This window comes from bacterium, assembly GCA_035419245.1.
GTDB lineage: Bacteria > Zhuqueibacterota > Zhuqueibacteria > Residuimicrobiales > Residuimicrobiaceae > JAKPUX01.
Window position 1 is genome coordinate 1 of record DAOLSP010000017.1, and the last position, 21,168, is coordinate 21,168.

Annotated in this window: 11 protein-coding genes and 1 pseudogene; 8 read left to right on the top strand and 4 right to left on the bottom strand. The window is 46.2% G+C overall.

From position 1 onward, the window contains the following. The 8 genes and pseudogenes from PLH32_14960 to PLH32_14995 all read left to right on the top strand — a co-directional run. Nucleotides 1-1,198 (top strand): oligosaccharide flippase family protein (locus tag PLH32_14960; GenBank protein HQJ65911.1); only part of this gene is annotated, 1,198 nt, incomplete at its 5' end. Continuing rightward, the gene (locus tag PLH32_14965; protein HQJ65912.1) at nucleotides 1,176-2,735 is read left to right on the top strand and encodes a hypothetical protein; all 1,560 of its coding nucleotides are present in this window, start codon (nucleotides 1,176-1,178) and stop codon (nucleotides 2,733-2,735) included. The genes PLH32_14960 and PLH32_14965, both read left to right, overlap by 23 nt. Nucleotides 2,736-2,737: 2 nt before the next feature. Then, a complete protein-coding gene (locus PLH32_14970) occupies nucleotides 2,738-4,129 on the top strand; it encodes an O-antigen ligase family protein (GenBank protein ID HQJ65913.1) in 1,392 nt (463 codons plus the stop codon). Nucleotides 4,130-4,142: 13 nt separating this feature from the next. After that, nucleotides 4,143-5,294 (top strand): glycosyltransferase family 4 protein, encoded by a 1,152-nt coding sequence (locus PLH32_14975; GenBank protein ID HQJ65914.1) that lies wholly within the window; start codon nucleotides 4,143-4,145, stop codon nucleotides 5,292-5,294. Between the two features lie 119 nt (nucleotides 5,295-5,413). After that, nucleotides 5,414-6,443 (top strand): annotated as a pseudogene (locus PLH32_14980) (IS3 family transposase). Between the two features lie 188 nt (nucleotides 6,444-6,631). Beyond that, on the top strand, nucleotides 6,632-7,504 hold the full coding sequence (locus PLH32_14985; protein HQJ65915.1) for an FkbM family methyltransferase: 873 nt from the start codon (nucleotides 6,632-6,634) through the stop codon (nucleotides 7,502-7,504). Next, nucleotides 7,482-8,663 (top strand): glycosyltransferase family 4 protein, encoded by a 1,182-nt coding sequence (locus tag PLH32_14990; GenBank protein HQJ65916.1) that lies wholly within the window; start codon nucleotides 7,482-7,484, stop codon nucleotides 8,661-8,663. Before PLH32_14985 ends, PLH32_14990 begins: the two co-directional genes overlap by 23 nt. A gap of 130 nt (nucleotides 8,664-8,793) precedes the next feature. Beyond that, on the top strand, nucleotides 8,794-10,056 hold the full coding sequence (locus PLH32_14995; GenBank protein ID HQJ65917.1) for a hypothetical protein: 1,263 nt from the start codon (nucleotides 8,794-8,796) through the stop codon (nucleotides 10,054-10,056). Between the two features lie 62 nt (nucleotides 10,057-10,118). Here PLH32_14995 and PLH32_15000 read toward each other — a convergent pair whose 3' ends face one another. The 4 genes from PLH32_15000 to PLH32_15015 all read right to left on the bottom strand — a co-directional run bounded on the left by PLH32_15000 (nucleotide 10,119) and on the right by PLH32_15015 (nucleotide 20,631). After that, nucleotides 10,119-10,253 (bottom strand): hypothetical protein, encoded by a 135-nt coding sequence (locus PLH32_15000; protein ID HQJ65918.1) that lies wholly within the window; start codon nucleotides 10,251-10,253, stop codon nucleotides 10,119-10,121. A 17-nt stretch (nucleotides 10,254-10,270) separates the two neighbouring features. Next, nucleotides 10,271-13,033, bottom strand: coding sequence for a DUF3160 domain-containing protein (locus PLH32_15005; protein ID HQJ65919.1), 2,763 nt, complete (start codon nucleotides 13,031-13,033; stop codon nucleotides 10,271-10,273). 789 nt (nucleotides 13,034-13,822) lie between these two features. Next, nucleotides 13,823-16,807, bottom strand: coding sequence for a T9SS type A sorting domain-containing protein (locus PLH32_15010; GenBank protein HQJ65920.1), 2,985 nt, complete (start codon nucleotides 16,805-16,807; stop codon nucleotides 13,823-13,825). A gap of 671 nt (nucleotides 16,808-17,478) precedes the next feature. After that, the gene (locus tag PLH32_15015; GenBank protein HQJ65921.1) at nucleotides 17,479-20,631 is read right to left on the bottom strand and encodes a T9SS type A sorting domain-containing protein; all 3,153 of its coding nucleotides are present in this window, start codon (nucleotides 20,629-20,631) and stop codon (nucleotides 17,479-17,481) included. Between the last annotated feature and the right edge of the window lie 537 nt (nucleotides 20,632-21,168).

Genomic DNA, 21,168 nt, shown 5'->3' on the forward strand with positions numbered 1-21,168 from the left:
AAAATATGCAATAAGTTCATTATTGTTTCTGTCGGCTCAGTTGATTATTAATATTAAGCTCGGTAGAACCTTCGGTCCTGATTTACTTGGTTATTATTATGCAGCTAATTCAAATACAAGGGTTGCAGGTGCCGCTCTAGATTTTGGCTTAAGTCAGTATGCTTTTAAAGACATATCAGTTACACCTGGCAATATCGCCCACTACAGAGATATTCTTTTACCAAAGAGAATTATTCTAACCATTTTTCTTTTTCCGATTATTTTTATTATTTCCCGAATTGTTTCAAGGGAATATTATCTAGAGTTATTTTTTATTATTTCAGCAGCTACTATCATTGAATTATTATATAATCTCTGGACAAATATATTGGCAGCATGTGGGCATTATAACAGAATTATGATGTGTAGCTTGACCTACCTGCTCATTATGACTATTTTTGTTTTCTTTTCCCAATATTCTTTTCTTTTATTCACTCAAGTCCTTTTTCTTGTTACAATATTAGTACTTTTTATGTTACTAAAATACCATTTGGATACGAAGACATTTAATAACGCAATTAGGCATTTTTTCCCTTTTAAGTTTCCTTTACGTCACTGTTTTAATATCATGACAGTCAATCTTGTAAATATTGGCATAAGCAAAATGCCAATAATACTGCTCTCGCTCTCATCGTCCAATGAAGAGATCGGTTTATTCAGCGCTTCTTATGCTATTTATTCTTCACTTCTAATCATCCCTGCCTCGCTATCTGTTTCCTATTTGAATAGATTGTCAGGCTATCATGCAGAGCTAAGAGTTTTACAAAACAAATATAAGAGAATACTTCCTCTTTTTATCCTATTGGGATTTGCTGTCGTTGTCACTATAAGTCCAATCGCAAATACGTTAATTCAACAATTATTTGGCAGTAAATTCATCGATTCGATAAAATACCTGAAAATATTGTCATTTGCAGCAGTATTAAGTTTTCCTAACTACTTTGCTACCAACTTTTTTATTATTTTCGGATATGATATAAAAGTTGTTCAGATAAAAACACTGATATTTGTTTTTTATTTTTTTTGCGCTTATTATTTTGTGGCGAGGTACTCAATAATCGGCATTATTTATGCAACGATCATGATTGAGGCAATACAATTTATTTTATTCAACATACTCATTTTTGGAATTCAGGATGCAAAGAATAGTCAGCAATAAATTTGTTGAAAAAATAGTATTTGCTCTGTTGCTATTATTGGGAATCGGCTTGCGATTTTTCATGCTGAACAAGAGTTTGTCGGGTGATGAGTTCTTTTTGATTGATATTATTAGAAGTTTTAATATGAACCAGGCCTTTGGAGTCGTTTTATCCGATGTCCATCCTCCATTATTTTTTATCAGCGAATATGCTATAATGAAAATTCTCCCTGAGAAAGAATTTTATTTAAGGCTTCTGCCGTGCATTTGCGGCGTTTGTACGATTATTGTCGGTTTAAGAATACTAATATTGATATATAAGAATTGTGAAAAATGTCTGCATTGGCTGGTGGGCTTCTCAATTATTATCTTTTCTCAACCACTTATAGCTTTTGCTCAAGAAGCAAGACCCTATTCTCAACTGTATCTGTTATCGATATTACTTCTGCTTTTATCAGTAATGAAATACTATTATAACAGAAATTATTATCGGGTGGCATTGCTGATCTCGATCGCCGCTGTGTTTACTCATTATTTTGGATTCCTATATGTTCTTAGCTGGGCAATAATCGATATAATTATCAATCATCAGCGGGCTAGTTCAAAGAAATCCTTTGGATTGTCTGTCATTCTAAGCCCTGCACTCATTGTAATTACAACGATTATTCTCATAGCGGGATTTTATATACTAGCGTACAAATTCCCAGGCGGCTTAACGGAGCGTATTGCCCAACAAAGAATTCCAGTAACGGTATTCACCTTGCCTAAATGGCTAGCGTTTAACTTGGTTGGTCATTACTACTTCAATTTTGTCGGAAAAATGCCATCACGCATTATACAATTATCAGATATTGTGAGCAACTTACTACTGATAATTCCAGTAATTATCCTTCTGCTATCAATAATAACTGTAGTCATCTTGGGAACTAGACGACAGAAGAGAAATGATATTACCACAATCCTGCTTTTATTTTCCTTCATACCGTTTATTCTCGCTTTATTAGGGAATCTTGCAGGAATAATACCATTTGTTAGGGAGAAATATCTGATTGGTACAGTTGTACCATTCCTGTTTTTATTTATTTTTTTAAATGGGTATTTTACGAGAAGGTCTGCATATTTATTGACTGCATTGTTAATTAGCCTAAATTTATATTCAGGTTATAATTTTTATTTTAAATCCTATGAAGTTGGCCGATGGGAACACTGGAGAGAAGCAACAAAATATATAGAAAAGCAGGCAAACGCTGAGGATGATATCATTCTTTGGTATTCATATTCTACCGAGCCGAAAACTCATTTATACAACTATTATTCTTCTAGGTCTTTGCATCATCTTTCGCTCTGTAACGGCGCTACCTGCAGACCCGATAGTCTAGCGTCCATTGAAGAGCAATTCAAGCAGAAAAAGGGAAGTATTTATTTTATATATTATGATAATCAAAGAATTAATTGTGATCTTGATTCTTATGCTCTTCAATTCTTGAATAAAAAATACAGAGAAGTCGAAAGTAATTGTTTTGGACCAAGACTTTGTATTTATAGGTTCATCAAGTGACGATGAATTTAATAATTATTATATTTGGTTTTATACTTCTTCCTGCATTTTTATTGCTGAAGAAAGATAATTCGGCCTTTATCAACTATATGGTCTTTTTCCCAATGTTCGATATGAATTTATTGACAGGAAATGTATTTTCAGATATAGATGAGTATATTTATCATAAAGCGATTTTAGGTAATCTTTTAGGCGGATTTGGATTAGACCTAAACGGGGCGAGATTAATTATTTGGGTCTTCTGGTTAATAATTTACTTACTCGTGAACCATTATTCGTCTTCGAAGGAAAAAATATTTGCCAAAAATTTGATGATCTACTTGATTTTTTTAACCTGGGCGGCTATCACCTTGACGTTTCCAACTGCTGATTTTAATTTTGGATCGAGATTCTTATTAAAGCTTGTCTACCCTATTTTATTTTTTATTATCTTTCTTAATCATTGTGATTTTGAAAAGCTGCATGTTTTGTTAAAAAGTTTGTCTGTTGTCTGTTTTATTAATGTTCTATTTTCAATCATATTAATTGTTTATCGTGGGGATCTTTACAATATCGCAGGTACACATCTTGGTGCGAGAGGATTTAATCTTCATCCATTCCCTTATGGTTTTATGTTATGCAATTGTATTTCTTATAAGCTATTTATTGAGAAATATACTCATGGCGTATCAATCATGAAGGTGTATATAGGGGTAGCTCTTTTGACTATTGGGGTGATTCTCAGCCTCTCAAGAATAACATGGGTGCTGCTTCTCTTCATATTCTTAATTTATAGCAAAAAGAAAGTTTTGTTTCTATTAACTGTAATTGCATCTGTATTTATTATTGCTTTAACATTCAAGTTATTTAATCATAGTGAAATATTAGCATCGAGAATTGGCATTGACCTGATACAACTCATTCAGCACGGCGAAGTTGAGGCGATTGGTGAGGGGTATGGGACTGCCTCAGGCAGAACCGCAATGTGGCTATTTACCATAAATACTGTTTTGACAAAAAATCCATTCTTTGGATTAGGACTTGGAGGTACAGAGAAATATTACTTAACTACTTTAAATGAATTCACGCTCACCCATAATGAGTATGTTAGGATTTTTTCGGAAACAGGTCTCATTGGACTGTTCTTGTTTTTGTTTTTTTTCTATTCTTTCCTATCGTTTTTCCGTGCTACGACAAAGGATTTGAAGACGTACCCTGATATTTTAATTGTATATAAATATGTTGTTGCATGTCTCTGTATGCTCGTTTTGACTTTTTTAACCGACAATACTCTAAATAACTATTTTGTAATAGTACTTCCTTTTCTTTCTTTTGCAGTTTTCTTAAAATACTATAAAGATTTACAAAATGAATGCCTGTTGTTGAGACAGGATTACTCAATAAAATACGAATAAGTAACCGAAATCTATGCAATTAAATGTAGTGATTTTAACCAATTATGTCCCACCTTACCGAATACCGTTTTTTAAAGAGCTTGAAAAACGCTTTTACAATCTGTTTCTGCTAATTTCTACAAAGGAGATAAAGCATTGCAAGTCGGTCGTGTTTAAAAATTTAAAAATAGTTAATCAGCGTTCTGTAGTGATTAAGCGAAATATTAAACATGCCCATGGTTTTAGTGAGCTGATTGCTATTCACCTGCCCTACGATACACTCTCACAGCTTATCGAAATCAAACCAGAAGTAATCATTTCCGGTGAATTAGGTTTTCGAACTCTTAATGCATTGATTTACAAAAAAATAAGAAAAGATGTTGTATTAATATATTGGGCTACACTATCCCAGCATACAGAAAAGAGCCGCGGGTTCCTGCGTAATCTTTTTAGACGGTGGATATTGCCACAGGCAGATGCAATTGTAGTCAATGGGAGCAGTGGAGAGAGATATATTAGACAAATGGGCATTTCTAAGGATATGATATTTAGAGTACCATATACACATGGTTTGAATATTGAAATAGAACAGTTGCCTGTTTTAAACAGATTTATTAAAGACCGAATTTTGTATGTCGGCCAGCTAATCGAACGTAAAGGCCTGCAGCCTTTTATCAATACATTATGCCGTTGGGCTGAGTCAAATCCGGAAAAGCAAATTCGATTTGAGCTGGCAGGAGATGGCCCGCTGCGGCCAATCCTCGAAAAAATGAGCCTTCCTGGCAATTTAAAATTTAAATTCTGGGGCAACCTACCTTACGACCAGTTACCAAATCTTTATGCACGCGGCGGGATATTTGCCTTTCCCTCGTTAGCGGATGAATGGGGTGTTGTCATTAATGAGGCGATGGCTGCAGGTTTACCTGTGCTTGGTAGCCTCTATTGCCAAGCCGTAAATGAGATGGTGAAGGATGGTGTCAATGGCTGGACGTTCCGGCCTGATTATCCAGATGAGATATTCAGCGCCCTCGAGCGCGCTAACAACGCACTCGACGAAGAATTGTTAGAGATGAGTCGGCAAGCCAGAACAACTGCTATGGCTTTCAGCCCTGATAGCGCAGCGGATAAAATGCTCGCAGTGATTGATTGGTGTATCGCCAGAAAACATAAGACCGGGCAAATGTAATGCTCCCCAAAATTCAGACAGGTAAATAAGGTGATAACTGTTTGCCTTATTCTGTTCTAAGAGAGGAGCGAAAAAATGTTGGGAAAGAGGACTCGCTACAGTGCTGAGTTAAAGACAAGGTGGCGCTTGAAGCGCTTCGTGAACATAAGACATTATCAGAACTAGCGGTTGAGTTTGAGATTCATCCCAATCAAATCGTTGAGTGGAAAAAGCAGCTGCTTGAGCATTCAATTGATGTTTTTTCGGCCCACTCGGTCAAGGAAGCCAAAGAACGCGATAAATTGGAAGACCAATTGTACCAAGAAATCGGCCGCTTGAAGACCGAGTTGGACTGGTTAAAAAAAGGCATCAACTATAGTTTGACCCAGCGCCGTTGGATGATCGAGGCCGGTTACACAGAACTTAGTATTCAGCGACAGTGCGATCTGCTTGGCCTCCACCGGTCTGGATATTATTTCAGACCGCGTCCTGAGAGCGAAATGAATTTAGCGCTGATGCGGCTTCTGGATGAGCAATACACGCGCACCCCTTTATTACGGGGTACGACGGCTTCATCAGCACCTTTGTCCTTTGGGATACGATGTCAATATCAAACGCATCCGCAGATTGACCCGGCTCATGGGATTGGAAGCGATATATCCTAAGCCCAATATATCCAGACCCATGAAAGGGCATAAAATATACCCCTATCTGCTCAAGGGGCTGCCTATTGAGCGCGTCAATCAGGTTTGGAGCACCGATATCACCATCATTCCGATGCGGCAAGGGTTCATGTATCTGACCGCGATTATGGATTGGTTCAGCCGATTTATGCTGAGTTGGACCATCTCCAACAGCCTGGATGCCTCGTTTTGTGTAGAAGCGCTCGTCGCGGCCTTGGCAATGGCGTTGCCGGAGATCTTCAATTCCGATCAAGGCGGCCAGTTCACCAGTGAGTCATTTATCACAGTGCTCGAAAAAGCCAAAGTTGCTATCAGCATGGATGGACGAGGCAGGGCCATGGACAACGTTTTTGTTGAACGACTTTGGCGAACGGTCAAATACGAATACGTCTACTTGAATGCTCCTGCAACAGGCTCTGAGTTGTGGCAGGGACTAGATAGCTATTTCCATTTGCACAATTACCAAAGGCCTCATCAGGCACTTGGCTAGAAGACACCAGCTATGTTATACGTGGCTGTAAACAAACCATGACCGGGATTGGAAAATTTACCAAATTTAGGATGACTCTAGTCGCCCTACGGGCTCCTTCCGTTATCCTGATGAATTATTCATCACCTTAATTCACCCCATTTTCTGCCCTAACAATGGGATGCACCTCCAAAGGAGCATTAATCTTGATATTCGTTCAGATCCTCAATACCCTTCAGCAAATTCTGAACAACGATTCCGTCCACCCGGTCTTTGGTATGATCAGGCATTTAAAATGGCAAATAATACGAGCGCTTGATCTCTTCCCCTGTGCATTGCGCATTTCGGAATCCCACCTCATTGCTGATAGTAATACCGGTGTCGCAGCCTTGATCAATTGCCTGGGAATGTATGATTATAATAATATGAATCTGGTTAGAAGTGTACTGCTGGAGAGAGGAGGCGTCTTTTTGGATATAGGCGCAAACATAGGCTCCTATACGCTTGTTGCCTCGGAGGCGCCCCAGGCGAAAGTGATCAGCATTGAGCCTCATCCTCAGACTTTTGCCATTCTGAAGAAAAATATACTTTTGAACAAGCGGTCCAATATTATAGCACTTAATATTGCCCTTTCGGACTATGATGGCTCTCTTTTCATGACCAATGAAGCGGAGGCTGCCCTCAACCGGATTGTAAGCAATCCTGATGATGGCTCATTCGCTGTTCCTTGCCGGTCGGCTGACAGTTTATGCCGCGAATTATCTGTCAAACCCAACATCATCAAGATAGATGTAGAGGACTTCGAGTTAACGGTACTACACGGCTTGGTGCAAAATCTTTCGATGGCCGGAATCATTTTGATAGAAAATGGTACTAAGAAAGAAATACGCACTCTTCTGCATGCAATAGGTTTTGTAGGTCCACTCTATTTCCACTTTAATCACATGGCTTTTCTTAAAAAATCTCAAAAGAGGATAGAAGATCCTATCTATCTAAATCCACTTTTTATTCGACAGACTTCCAAATATTACTTTGAATACGAAGGAAAAATGGCTTTTGCGTATCCTTCTGGTACATAATTTTTACCAACTCCCTGGTGGGGAGGATCAGGTTTATGCTGCCGAGGCTTGCCTGCTGCAAGCACATGGCCACCGTATATCTCACTTTACGATGAACAGCGAAATAATAGGAAAAATGAACCCGATTGTCCTGGCAATAAAAACAATTTGGAACCATGATGCATACAAACGACTCAAGAACAGAATAAAATCGGATCGGCCAGAGATTGTACATTTTCACAACATATTTCCGCTCATCTCACCTTCCGCATACTATGCTTGCCGCGATGCCGGTGTGCCTATTATACAGTCTTTACATAATTTTCGTTTGTTTTGCCTAAATGCCCTCTTATTACGGGACGGTAAGATCTGCGAAGAGTGCCTAGGCAGGCTGCTTCCCTGGCCCGGAATTCTGTATTCATGTTATAAAAGTTCTCGGCGTGCAAGTGCCGTAACAGCATCTATGCTTTTATTTCATCGTTTGAGCAAAACCTACATTAATCTAATCGACTTATATATAGCACTGAGTTCAAGCTCCCAAAAAAAGTTCATTCAAGGAGGGTTACCTCAGGCAAATATTGTTATCAAACCCAATTTTGTTTCAGCTGATCCAGGTTTAAGTGCAGAGTTACGCGACTGTGTTCTTTTTGTCGGACGGTTTGATGCCGAAAAGGGCATTGATACATTGTTGCAGGCTTGGCGAGGATTCCCGGCTATTCCCTTGAAGGCAGTCGGAACTGGTCCTCTATTTCTGGATGCTCAAAAAAAAATTGAACAGGGCAGATATTCTCAAATTGAGTTAACGGGGTCTATAGCGCACGAAGAGGTTTTATCGCTACTTCAAACGGCCAGATTACTTGTCGTTCCTTCGCGTACACTCGAGAATTTTCCATTAGTGATTGCCGAAGCTTTCGCCTGTGGCGTCCCAGTCATCGCCTCCAGATTAGGGGCCATGGCCGAAATCGTCGAAGATGGAAAAACCGGCTTGCTGTTCACCCCCGGCGATGCCGAAGATCTGGCTGCGAAGGTCGAATGGGCCTGGAACCATCCGGCGGAAATGGCTGAAATGGGAAAGGCTGCACGGCGCGAATATGAAGAAAAATATACCGCGGAGCGCAACTATCAAATGCTGATGGAAATATATCAACAAGCAATCGATACTCATCGGCGGCGGCGATGAGAATTGAATCTCCCTGCTTCGCTTTCACGGTGATCAACCACCCTGGCGATTGGGGTGAAAGTGTTCAAAGCAAGGCAGAGATAACAGAATTTACTCTGCAAGATTGACTTGTACCAATCCGGGATTGAGTATGAAAAAAACATTTTGTTATGCAATCCTCTTTCTTTTAGTCACACTATCCGTTGCGAAAATACCAAATAGCGCGCCTACAGATCAAGGGCCGGACCTAGATCCCAACAGAGAGCTGCCGGGCTGGGGATTTGCACAACGTCGCAGCGTTGCCCTGAACCCGGAGAATCCGCTTGTTCTGGAATACCTCAGACAGAATCAGGATGCTGCCTCCCATGATCACTGGTTGTTGTCGTCCCAGGAGTATCGGCCAGGCGATAATCCCGCGGAGCTGCAAGGCAGCACTTTTAACAATGCCCTGGTGGCCATGGCGTTCATCTTAAAGGGCGAAAAAGAACGGGCGGAACGCATCCTCGATTTTTATGCTCATGCTGCTGATACGGCCAACATCGACATCACGCTACAGAATTATTATTACAAAGGGCAAGCGCGCGGATTTTACCAGTATATTCATGTCAGCGGTTCCAGAGAGGGCAAAGCGTATCATAGAATGGAGAAGAGCAGGCCGGATCGCTGGATGGGTGATATGGTTTGGCTGCTCTATGGCTATAAATACTACGAACAACGTTACCAATCGAATAAATATCAGAAAATATCAAAACTGCTGCTTGACCTGATCAAGAGCTATTATGAACCGGTTTCGGCAGAGAGCGGATATATTCAGAGCGGTTGGAGAAAGAACGACAGCTATATTCACGAAGCGACGGAAAAAGGCCATCCGGAGGGCAATATCGATTGCTATGCGCTCTTTATGCTTTTTGGCGAAACAGATCTTGCCAATAAAATCCTTAATTGGCTGAATGCAAGGCTTGCAGGTCAGGAGAATCTGCCTCTTGATCTATACAGTTGGAGGGTGCAGGCATTCGGAAGAGAATCGGCAAAGGCAAGCCGGCAGTTGTTGGATATTCCTGAGTATGATCTGCGCTATCGAAAAATTCTGACGGTGAAGGGTAATCAGGTGATGGGATTTTATCATGGCGCCGAAGACAAAGACAATTTTTGGATGGATGGCATCGGCCAAATGGCGGTGGCTTATTATACTGCCGGAGATATGGAGAGAGGCAACTTTTATGCAAATCAATATGATCGCCTGCTAATCGATGTAGAAATTAACGGTGTCAAAACCAAGGCCCTCCCCTACGTCCTGGATAATACGGACTCCAATTATACCTGGGTGGATACAACCCGGGGATTCATTTCCGCATGTGCTTGGTACATTTTTGCGAAAAACAGATTTAATCCCATGCGGCTGGAACAATACTAACCGGACGAATCGCCGTCAAGGTTATGTACTACTTTGACGATGAAATCATTTCCTATCAGTTGTCAGCTAAGTAGGGTTTCGATTCTGGCCGCCAGGGAGGGATTCAACGGCTTGGAATCCGCGGCAAACGCGCCGGCAGTCACCAGCAGGACCAACAACAGCACACATGACAGCACCACAGCTTTGGGGGAAAACATAGTCTTCTCCTTTCGGTTTATTTGATCAACGACAAAGGTCTGATTGTTTCAAATTGACTGCCGCTCAACCGGAGAAAATACACACCGCTGCTCAGCGGCAGAGAGGCGGCGTCGGCGGTATGCCAACGAATCTGATGCCGGCCGGCCGTCTGCCGGCCGCTGAACAGGGTGATTACTTTCTCACCCCTCACGTTGTAAATCTCCAGCGTTACATCCTGATCGCTCGGCAATTCGTAGGCGATAACGGTAGAGGCGTTAAACGGATTCGGCCAATTGCAGCTGAGCTCGAATCGATCAGCCGAGATTAGCTTATCCCGCACGCCGACCGTGTTGGTTACGGTAAACTGGGTTCGATAAACCAATGGGCCGCCTGAAACCGGCAGACTGATCACCAGATGGTACATGCCCACCGGCAGGTGATCGGTCGGATAAACGGCACGGAATATTTGGCTCGAGCTCCAAGGAACCAGCGTCACGTTGTCAACCGTCCATTGCATGTGGTCGTTCTCTATGCGAACGCTCGGGAGGTCGGTGGGCCATTCCACATGGGCTTGAATACTAATCCGCAGGGAATCGCCCTGGTTGACCGTCTGGCTGCTGGTGTCGAAAACAGCTTGAACCCACTCTGTCGCCGGCCTGTTCCAGAGATAAAAAGTCGGCATGGGATTGTGCGCCGGCAGGTCTGCGCTAAAGCTCGAACTCCAGGCCACGGGCTGGGGCGGCGCGGTTGATGTCAGCTGTTCTCTCCATCTCTCATCGCTCAGGCGATCCGTCATGGGCTGGGTGAATTCGTAATAGGAATAACCGGCGCCCCTGGTCAGAACCGGCACGCCCTCGATGTTGCAGATCACATAGACGGCAAAAGGATAACCCACACCCTCCTCTAATACAGTGCCGGACTCGACGTCGGTGTGCACGTCGGCGACCACCGGCATGGGCTCCAGCCCCGACTGCTTCGCATCATAGTACGGGCCGGCCGTGCCGCCCCGGTTAAAAGTGACAATACGGTACAGCACTTTGCCGAACTCGAAAATTAAACTATACTCCTGGCCGCTCAGCGGTTGGGAACTCAATTCCTTCTCCGCAACGGTCTTAAACTTTAGCGCGGTTTCAGTGAACAGGTTCAAAGTCTCGCTGAATTCTTCGAATAGGAGATTACGCGACATCAGCCCCTTGGTCAAAAAATCAGCCAGGCTGGCGATACGGCCGAAGAAATGGGGATTGGGTTCCACATACCCCTGCACCAGCAATGCGGTCGGGTCCATTCCGGTTTTGCTGCCGCTCTGCTTGGCGTAAAGTATGGTGTCATGGCGCAGCTCTGCCCATGAAGCCAACGCAGCGTATAAATCTTTATCCACCCAGGCCGCTGTCTGCATGAAATGGGGATAGCCCTCACCTTTCACCCACAGCAGCGGCATTAGAGTGTACAACCAGTTCCAGTAGAGGTTCTGCGCCCATGCGCCGGCCGGGTAGGCGGCGAACTCGGTTTTCAGCGAATCGATGGCTTTAAGATAATGGGCATCCCGGCGGTCTTTATCCGGAAGCAGCTCAAAAGCCCGCTCGCTGCCCAGCACCTGCATCACATCCAGACCGGTGGGCATGGTGCGCGTCGCTACGTATGGATACACCACATGGTCCAGCACATAGGAATCCGGAATGAAGCGTTGGCCCATAAACCGGAATCCCTTTGCCGGCTGACCGGGATACTGGATGGCGGCCGCGGGTAAGGCCTCTGTCTTTTGGAGAAACCCGGTCAACAGCGCTTCATCGAGAAAAAGGGCTGCGCTTTTGGCCGCAAAATCCTCACCGTAGACTTGCTCGATCAAAGGCAAATAGGTGAGAAGATTGATATCGTCGCTTTTGCCGACAAAGAACACCGTGGGCTGATAGATCTCATCCCAGGCTGTCAGGGCCGGTTGCCCGTCGATCTGCAGCCGTTGAAACGCCTGCAGCAGCAGCAGAGCGCTGCGGGTGGCTTCGCGGCTGAAGGGATCCTGCACACCTTCGCAGGAAAAGGTCATGCGGCCCAGCCAAATCATGGAACGGAAATACCGGCTCAGAGCGGATGAGCGTGTGTAATGGCCGCGGACGATATACTGGGTGTAATCCTCTTCATAGTGAAACAACGGCGATTGGACGTAGAGAGAGGCGTCCTCGATCAGAGCCAGCTCTTCGAGATAGACGCCGCCGTTGATCGGTTCCACATAGCTGCTGTCCAGCAGCCGTTTGGCCACGATGAGATAATTCAGATTGACGTTCAGCGCCGCACGGATCGTGCTCTCCTCGGATTCCTGATGCTGGTTGATGGTCTCCTGCAACAGGCCGTCCAGCAGTCGATTAAGCCGGCCGATGAAACGCTTTTCCTCACAGGTTTTCAATATAGTATCAAAGCAGAGGTGAAAGGCATGCAGCATGGCGTCGCTGGTGATGAAATTGGGGACGCCCTGTTCGCGATTTTCACAATAGAGATCAAACATCTCATTACAGCCGGTGGTGCTGCTTAGCTGGCGCGGACGGGTCACCGGCGTGACGAAAAAATGGTTTTTTTTCAGCAAGGCGAGCGCCTCTTCCGACAGGTCAAACCGTTGCAGATTGCTCAGCTTTTCCAGATTCGCACCCGGATCGCACGCTGGAGCATCGGGTTGAACGGTCACCAGCTGCGGCTGATACACACCGAATTCCGTGACCACCGGTGCCTCGATCTCCGCCAAACGGCGCTGACCAAAGGTTACGGTCGACAGCAGGACGAAGAAGGAAAAAATCACCAACCGACTTTTCATCGTTCGCCTCCGTGAAACAGTCTTAAGAATCAAAAGCTCTGCGATAACGAGCGAACCGCCGTCAAGAAGAATGATTCGGTTCGAACTTTCGGTTCCATGATTTTGCCGACGAACATTATGAAATCCGTCGCATGATCGCAGATCATCAGCCCATAGGGCCGATCGAGGCGCAGCAAAAATTGCGTAGGTCCGGAACCCGCTACGGTGCGGTACATCGGTAAACTAACTCATCATCCCGCGTGTTGGCTTGATTGGCTGATAGGTACTTTGGTTTTACTGGGTGGCTAAGAAAGTGAGGAAATCATCCTTTGTCAAGCGTCGGATACCCAGCCTTTTCCCCCATTGTCAGAGTGCCGAGCCATATTCTGTCCCCTCATTGCAGTTTACCTATCAGGAAATTAGCCAATCAGAATCTGAAAATCAAACAAAATCATAAAAAAGTCTGCAATCAGGCGATATCGCTGCGGGATCAATCTGAGTAGAATTCAAGAGCAGCTGCTGCGGGAATCTCAGCCGATTTGCGGCTGGGATCTATTTCCTCCGTGTCGACACCAATGGAAAACCCTGTTTTGCCAGGATCGTCAAAAACTTACAGCACGGAATGACGTGCCTCTGGCCCCATGAGATTCTTCACACGCCGCACTTGATGAATCCGGCTCGAAAGCAAAAAGGGATGGGAAAGAACGACTGTTCTTTGCCATCCCATTTGCGGCAATGCGTCGGGACTCCTCACCACTCTGGTTTTCTTTTACACTCGCGCAACTCCTCTGTTTGGGACCATTCTTCCACCTATTTGAGCAGCAGCATGCGCTGTGTTTGACTGAAGGCCCCGGCTTTGAAAATACAGAAATACAAGCCCGACGGCGCTCGGTCTGCTTGCCAAACGATTTTGTGCGCGCCGGCTCCCATTCTACCGTCCAGCAGATCCGCCACCCGCTGCCCCAAAAGATTATAGATAGAAAGCGTCACTCGTTCTTCATGCGGCAAGGTGAACGTGATGGTTGTTCGGGCGTTGAACGGATTGGGATAATTGGGCAGCAGGGCGCATATATCGGGCTGTCGGGCTTCCTGATGACTGACCGAGGTGAGCAGATTATTCTTGAATTGCATGACGCCGCGATATTTGTCAAGAACAAATACCTGGCCCTTGTAGGTGGTCACGTCGATCAGGTCGATGTCGCTGAGGTAATAGCGGGCGGCTAAAACGGGTGAGGCTGGGACGCTGAAATCGAGCAGGTTCAGTCCATACCAGCCGCCGGCTACATAGAGATAGCGGTCGTCCGCACACAAGGCCGTGCCATAGATCATGTTGTTGTACACGCCGACGGCCGCAGGAGCGGCCGGATTGCTGATGTTCACCGCCCGGATCTTTTTGCTGCCATAACGGCTGCCGAGATAAATATAATTTTGCGACAGCGACATGTCGTCGATGTTTACGTCGTCGCTGAACGTGCCGACCTCCCGCGGGGTCGCCGGATTGGTGATATCCAGCACGCGCAGATATTTGCCGTCATTGACAAAGGCGTGGTTGTCTTTGAGCAGGATTCTGGAGATATTGGCGGCTGAGCCGACCGCCAGAGAACCCAGCAGCGCCGCCTGAGGCCTGCTGATATCATAGATCCTGAATTCCTTGTTCGTCCCGTTATAATTGGATGAACGGATGTAAGCGCAGGATCCGGAGATGGTGAAACCGTGGATCTGAAAATCCCCGAGGGACCAGGTGCTGAGGATGTTCAGGTTGTCAGAGTGCAGATCGATTTTGTGCAGGTGGCCATAGGAGGTTTCCGCTACGTACCCATCGGTTCCCACGATCTGCAGACCGGTCAGCGTATTGGTGTTGAACTCTTTAAAGATCCTGGCGCCCTGGGCGATCAGGGCGCCGCTTGTCCATCCAAACCGGTGCAGCGTCGCTTGGCTGTCAATCAGGTAGAGGTATTGGCCGTCGGCCTCGATATCGTCATTGGCCGCTGTGCAGCACACGTCGCCCAACGGTGCCGGCACGGCGCTGTTGCTGACATCCGTGATATAGACCTCTTTGTTCAATGTCGGTCTGATAAAGTAAGGCGGGTAGTAGAGCGAGCCAAGGTAATTGTCCACCCGCTGCAGTTCGCTGATTTTCCGCCAATGGTGCATATCCGTGACATCATAGGTGATAAAATAACCGCCTGGACAATAGGCTCTGTTTCCGGAAAAAACGGGCGTGGCAAAGAAGGGTTGATGAAAGGCAGAGACGCGTTTGGGCTGCAAAGGTTGTTGCAGATCAAAGAGGATCACGCTGTCCTGCGAAGTGTTGGCGATGCCGTAACGGTCATGAACGCTGAAATGGAGGGCGGTCTGTCCGGGGATCAGCACGCTGCTCTTCTTTGGCGCCGTGCTGTCGGCAATATCCAGACAATAGAGTTCGCCCTCCATCCTTGAGATGTTGGGCTGAGAGATGCAATACATCGCATTGCCTTTTGCGCCATAGACCCGGACCGGCGTCTCTGTTTTGATAAAGGCCAGCCTTTTCGGTTTCCGCGGATCAGCCAGGCTGAAGAGATCGAATCCCTTGGTCTTGCCGTCGCTGGGATAGGTGATCAGCGAGTCGCCTTGCTTGATAAGATAATTCTTTCCGCCTGAAAGAGCGATCTTGCTCTCCTCAACCGGATGGTGGATGTCGCCGAGATACGTAGTGAGCAGGAAGGGATGGTTCCAAGAGTCCTGACTGGTATGATAGACATAGGGGTCGGAAAAAGTGTACTCGTCCAGGTAGACCTCGACTGAATCGATCAATTGAGGATGGAGCACGTCCTGGACATCGTAAAAGCGCAGTTTCCCGTTGCCAAACTGAGGGAAGGCCATGTATCCGTCGACCATAAAGGGTGTTTTCAGGACTTTGTCCGCAATCCATTTGCCGTATTCCATCGGTTTGCCGGGATCGCTGACGTTGAAGGTTCTGAAGCCATAGTCGCTGACGGCAGCGTAGAGCACGCCGGATTGAACTGCGGCGCCAACCGTACCCGGTTGGTAGCAGCTGGAGATTTTTCTCAGGGTCGCGCTCTTGAGATCATGCAGATCGACGCCGGAAGAGCTGGTGTTGACCAGATAAGCGATGTTGTTCTGGAAAACGGCATCAACCACGCTGCCGTTCAGAGTGACCATCTCTTTGGGATTTTGGATGTCGCTGAAATTCGTCACCCTCACGTCATTGGGTCCGCAGACAAATACCGTGCGGCCGGATGCAGCCACATGATAGACGGTATAGCCGCCGGCATAACTTTGTACTTTTGCGGGTGACGCCGGATTTTGAACATCCACCACACAGAGGCCGGCTGTGTTGCAGGCGAGAAAAGCGTAGCGGCCGTCCAGAGCCACGTCGTCGACCCAGCTCTCGGGTTTGTAATCTAAAACCGTTTTAGGCGTCTGAGGCTGGCTGACATCCACAATGCGCAAACCGGCGCCGCCGGTTGCGATGTAAGCATAGTGGTCCTGCACAACAGCCTTGACCGCATACACATCCTGAACCGATGCGATGTGTTTCGGTTTGTTGGGATTGGAGATATCCAGGATCAACAGGCCCGCCTCAGTGGCCGCCACATAGGCGTACTGCCCGGCGATGGCGATGGCGCGGATGTACCCCGAGGACGTGAATTGGGCGAGTTTGGTAAAGGTCCGAGTGTGATAGACTGAGAGGAAACCGCCGTGACCGATAAAGACCGCGCTGTCCTTGACGCTGATGGCTGTGGCAGGTCCACTGGGCCACTGGCCTGTGCGTTCCAGGTCAACCGCCTGCACGGGTAATGCGGCACAGAATACAACAGCCGATAAACAGAGTAAACACAGAAACCCTTTTGCATTCATAATTGCCCCTCTTCCGTTTTCGGGATGCTCCTCCGGCAAAAGAGCAGCATCAACGTATGCACTGCGAATGTCTCAGGCTCTCGTGTTGCATGTGGCTTTTTTAACTTTAAGTTGAATGATTATCCATCGGATTGTCAATTGGTACTCTGATTTTGTTGGGGGGCAAAGAGAGCAAGGGGCGAGGAAATCATTCTTTGTCAAGCGCGGGTCCCCAACCATTTCCCCGTTTTCAGAGCACCGAGCCTATCCTGCCCCCTCAATGCTAATTGCCTGCCCGAAAATTAGCCGATCAGAATCTGGAAACCAAACAACATCACAAAAAAGGCTGCATTAGGCGATACCATCTCATCACGTCTACCTCGTACACCTTCCTGATCATTGCCGCCCAACTCGTACACCGCTTCTTAATGAACGCGCCATCGCCCGAATCTTTTCGATTACGCATAGCCTCAGTAGATTAAATCCATAATCTTGTGAATGAAAAGCTTGTAAAGAGTCATGCAGACATCCCTTTGTCATCAACCCTTGATTGAAAGGAAAGGACGTTCACATGACTCAAAAGAAAACTTTAAGCATTTACTGTCACACAGGATTTTGGACTTGATTTATTTGATCAAAACCATTTTTTTGCATTCCCGAAAGCAGATATTTAAATTTTCAACTTTTAATACCATAAAATAGATGCCTGAAGCGTGCGATCGAGAATCGATCGTTCTGTGATAGCTGCCGGCATTCTGTACCGTATTAATTATTTCTTCGACCAGCTCACCCCGTGTGTTATAAATCGAAAGATTAACCTTGCCTTTTTCGGGCAATGAATAAGTGACTATACTTTGTGCATTGAATGGATTGGGATAATTTTGCTCCAGCCGGAAAGTCTCCGGCTTCCCATGATCTTTGGCGACGCCAGTATATTTGGAAATAAAATGCGGGACTATTTCACCGTCCTGAGACAATTTCAGATACAAAGGATTTTGCGAAATCAGACTGTCTGGAAGATTCCCTGTCCAGTGACTGAAAAAATGAACGGAATCAGGGAGGGCAATCGTATAGGTGCAGTGATCCTTGTCAAACTGCCATTTGCCAGGCGGAGGATTGGTTGTACCGCCCTTCATCTCCAGGACATTCAAATAGACCTGATTGACCGCATGGCTGGTTTCGAATGTCCAGATCGGACTTGCAGAGATTGCTCCGGCTAGATCCCTGGCCTTGATTTGCCAGAAGTATTTTGCGCCACCTGCGAGAGATAGATATTCTCTATGGTACAGGCTTGTATTTAAATTGCTGGCATAGAGCGGCGGTGGGTCGATGTTACCAAGATACAAATCATAAACTATGACATCTCCCGGATCAGGATCAATGCAATCCCAATTGAACAGAAACCATTCGTTGTTTTGAAAACTTCTATCCAGCGGATAGGGATTTTCAGGATTGCTGGGCGGATGGTTCTCTGCCAGCAGAGTTTGAACCATGCACTCATTCGAATAGGCCGATTCGCCATAGCTGTTGAACGCTTTTATCCTGAAGGAATAGGTTGTATTCTGTTTGAGCCCGGAAAGCGGGAAAAAGTCGATATTTCCAGCCAATTTCCCATATACTTGGTAACCCGTTGCATCCTCTGCCTTGACTTCAAGAACAAAGCCCCTTTCATTTGAGGCATGATCGGTCCAACTGAGATTGATGCGCTGGTCCGCCACCACCTCAGCTTGCAAATTAGAGGGCGTTGCAGGTGCAACCGGCTCGATATTGGCTTTAAAACCAAGCAGCCGGTCGCTGAATTTGTATTCTGCAACCCACAGATATTCACCATCAAAACAGAGGTATTTCGGCGAGGATAATCTCGACCGCGTCGTGGCAGGCAACCGGCCCTCAAAGTCCTTCTGTCCCAACACAACATCATAGGGCTGATCAGTTGCCGTGGGGAATTCATTGAAAATGCAGATACGATGTCCATCCGTATCACAAACAAAAAGCCGGTCGTCATAAAGATAGATGCCCAATGCCATATTGATGGGATTGGTGGGAGTGCCGGACAGCAGAAAATCATAAGGCTGGTCATTGGACGTGGGCAGTGAATTCCAAATGGCCACCCCACGGTCGCTTCCGGCCACCAAACGCTTTCCATCCGTTGATATGGCAAAGGGGTGGAAATTTAAATTAAGGACCACATCTGGATCTTGGGACTGTCCATCCACCGGCAGTTTATTCCAGATGGCGATCCTTTGGCTGTTGACTTCGTTAACGAATAACTTGTCATGATGCACGGCAACGCCCCACTCTCCACCGTCATGAACAAAGGACCCGCAGCGGCCGCCTGGGCAGAGGATTTGATCATACCATACGTGATCGCTGGTAGGAATTTGATTCCAGAGCAAGATGCCTTTTACAACATCTGGTAGAAAAAAACGAATGCCATCACTCCAGGATTGTCCCAGTTGCGTCATCGGTGCGTCTTCGCCCGGTGGTATACGCTCCGGGATATCATTCCATTCATACATGGAGATGATGTTATCTGCAGGTACGCCGTCCTGTTCGGGCATATCCTGATAGATGAGGACCCTGGAAAAAAGATCGCCGCCGAGCAACAGTTTGCTGCCGGTGCTGAACATGGTAGAAGGGGCGGTGCCCACACCCTGCCGGCCATAAAGATTGTTCGAATTGAGATCTTTTTGACCGACCACCGCAATGGGTTGCGGTGCGGGATCATCGGGTGATATGCTGGTGGGCAGTTGGTCATAAACCAGAATACGGTTGTTCGGTTCATTGGCGACGAACAGATACTTTCCATTATAGCAAATCCCCTGGCTCAAGGTCCACGGCAATTTTGCATCGGGAGGTTGATTGTTCACGGTCGGGAATGACTTCCAAAGATAGGTTTCGCCGCCGGCACTGAAGAGCATGTCCCCATACAACCACATACCGCCGTGCGCGGGTTGAATCGTTGACCAACCTGGATCTTCGGAGTAAAAATCTTTCTGACCCAAAACCAGGTCGGCGTCTTGACCATTCTCGACCGGTGGAGTATTCCAGACTAGAAGACGATGCAGCAGATAATCCATCACCACCACCCGCATACCATCGGAGGCGACGGCGCGCGGGGACTCAAAGTTCCAGGATAGTGGCTGCCGTGGTGCATAGCTGAAAAAATCTTTTTGACCGAGAATCATATCGGCTGGCTGGTTATTGGTATGCGGCAAGCCCTCCCATACCAGAACGCCCCGTCTTGCGCAAGCGACATATAGCCTATTACCATCGAAGCAAACATCCCAAGGCTCGAAGATAAAGGTTGGGCCCAGGATTGGGTTGACTGTATAGAAATCATCCTGTCCCAGAACAATGTCGGCGGGCTGGCCATTCAGGGTGGGGATGCTGTTCCAGATGAGCACGCGATGGTTGTAGGTATCTGCTACAAAAAGATGTTGGCCGTCTGAGTAAACACTGTAGGGCCAATTCAGACTGGAAGGTCCCAGGCCGGCATCGTGGCTGCCAAAGTCGGGTTGACCCAGGACGACGTCTGCTGGCTGATTGTTTGTAGTAGGGATAGAGTTCCAAATCAGCACGCGGTTGTTGCGAATGTCCGCTACATACAGGTGGGTGCTGTCGCACGCTATTCTGCCTGGCATATGCAAAGCCGAGGCATTGCTGACCGGACTGTAGGGCAGGATAATATCCGCCTCTTGACCAGTTACAAACAAATTTTGTGCTTGGATAGACTGCAGGTAAATGAGGATAATAGCGAGAAAATATCGCTTAAGCATACAGCCTCCGAGGGATTGCTGAATTCGGTTTCCATTGATCGCCTGGCGAGGTAGTGTCCGGAAACTGATTAACCGATAGACTGATAGGAAATTTGATTTTGCTGGGGGCAAAAAATCGAGGGAAATACCCAGCCATTTACTGATAACTGAATTGACAGGAAACTGATAGGAAATTTACTGAAAGGAAATTTGGATTACTGATAGACTAATAGGAACTGACTGATAGGAAATTGGATCTTGCTGGGATCAATAAAATCGAGGGTAAAACCCAGCCATTTCCCCGTTTTCAGAGCGCCGAGCCATATTCGGCCCCCTCACCGCTTCTTAATTGCCGGTAAATTAACTAATCAGTTTCTGAAAATCAAACAAATTTTCTAAAAAGTATGTAAATTGACGATATCACTGCGGAATCAACTTGCGCAGAGATTTAGGAAGGACTTTTTATATGCAGACGCGCTCAAAATAGCCGTAATCATTACTCGGCTCACCCTCTGCAACTCTAATGCTACGGGCTGCGGCCGGTGGAGATGTCACCCG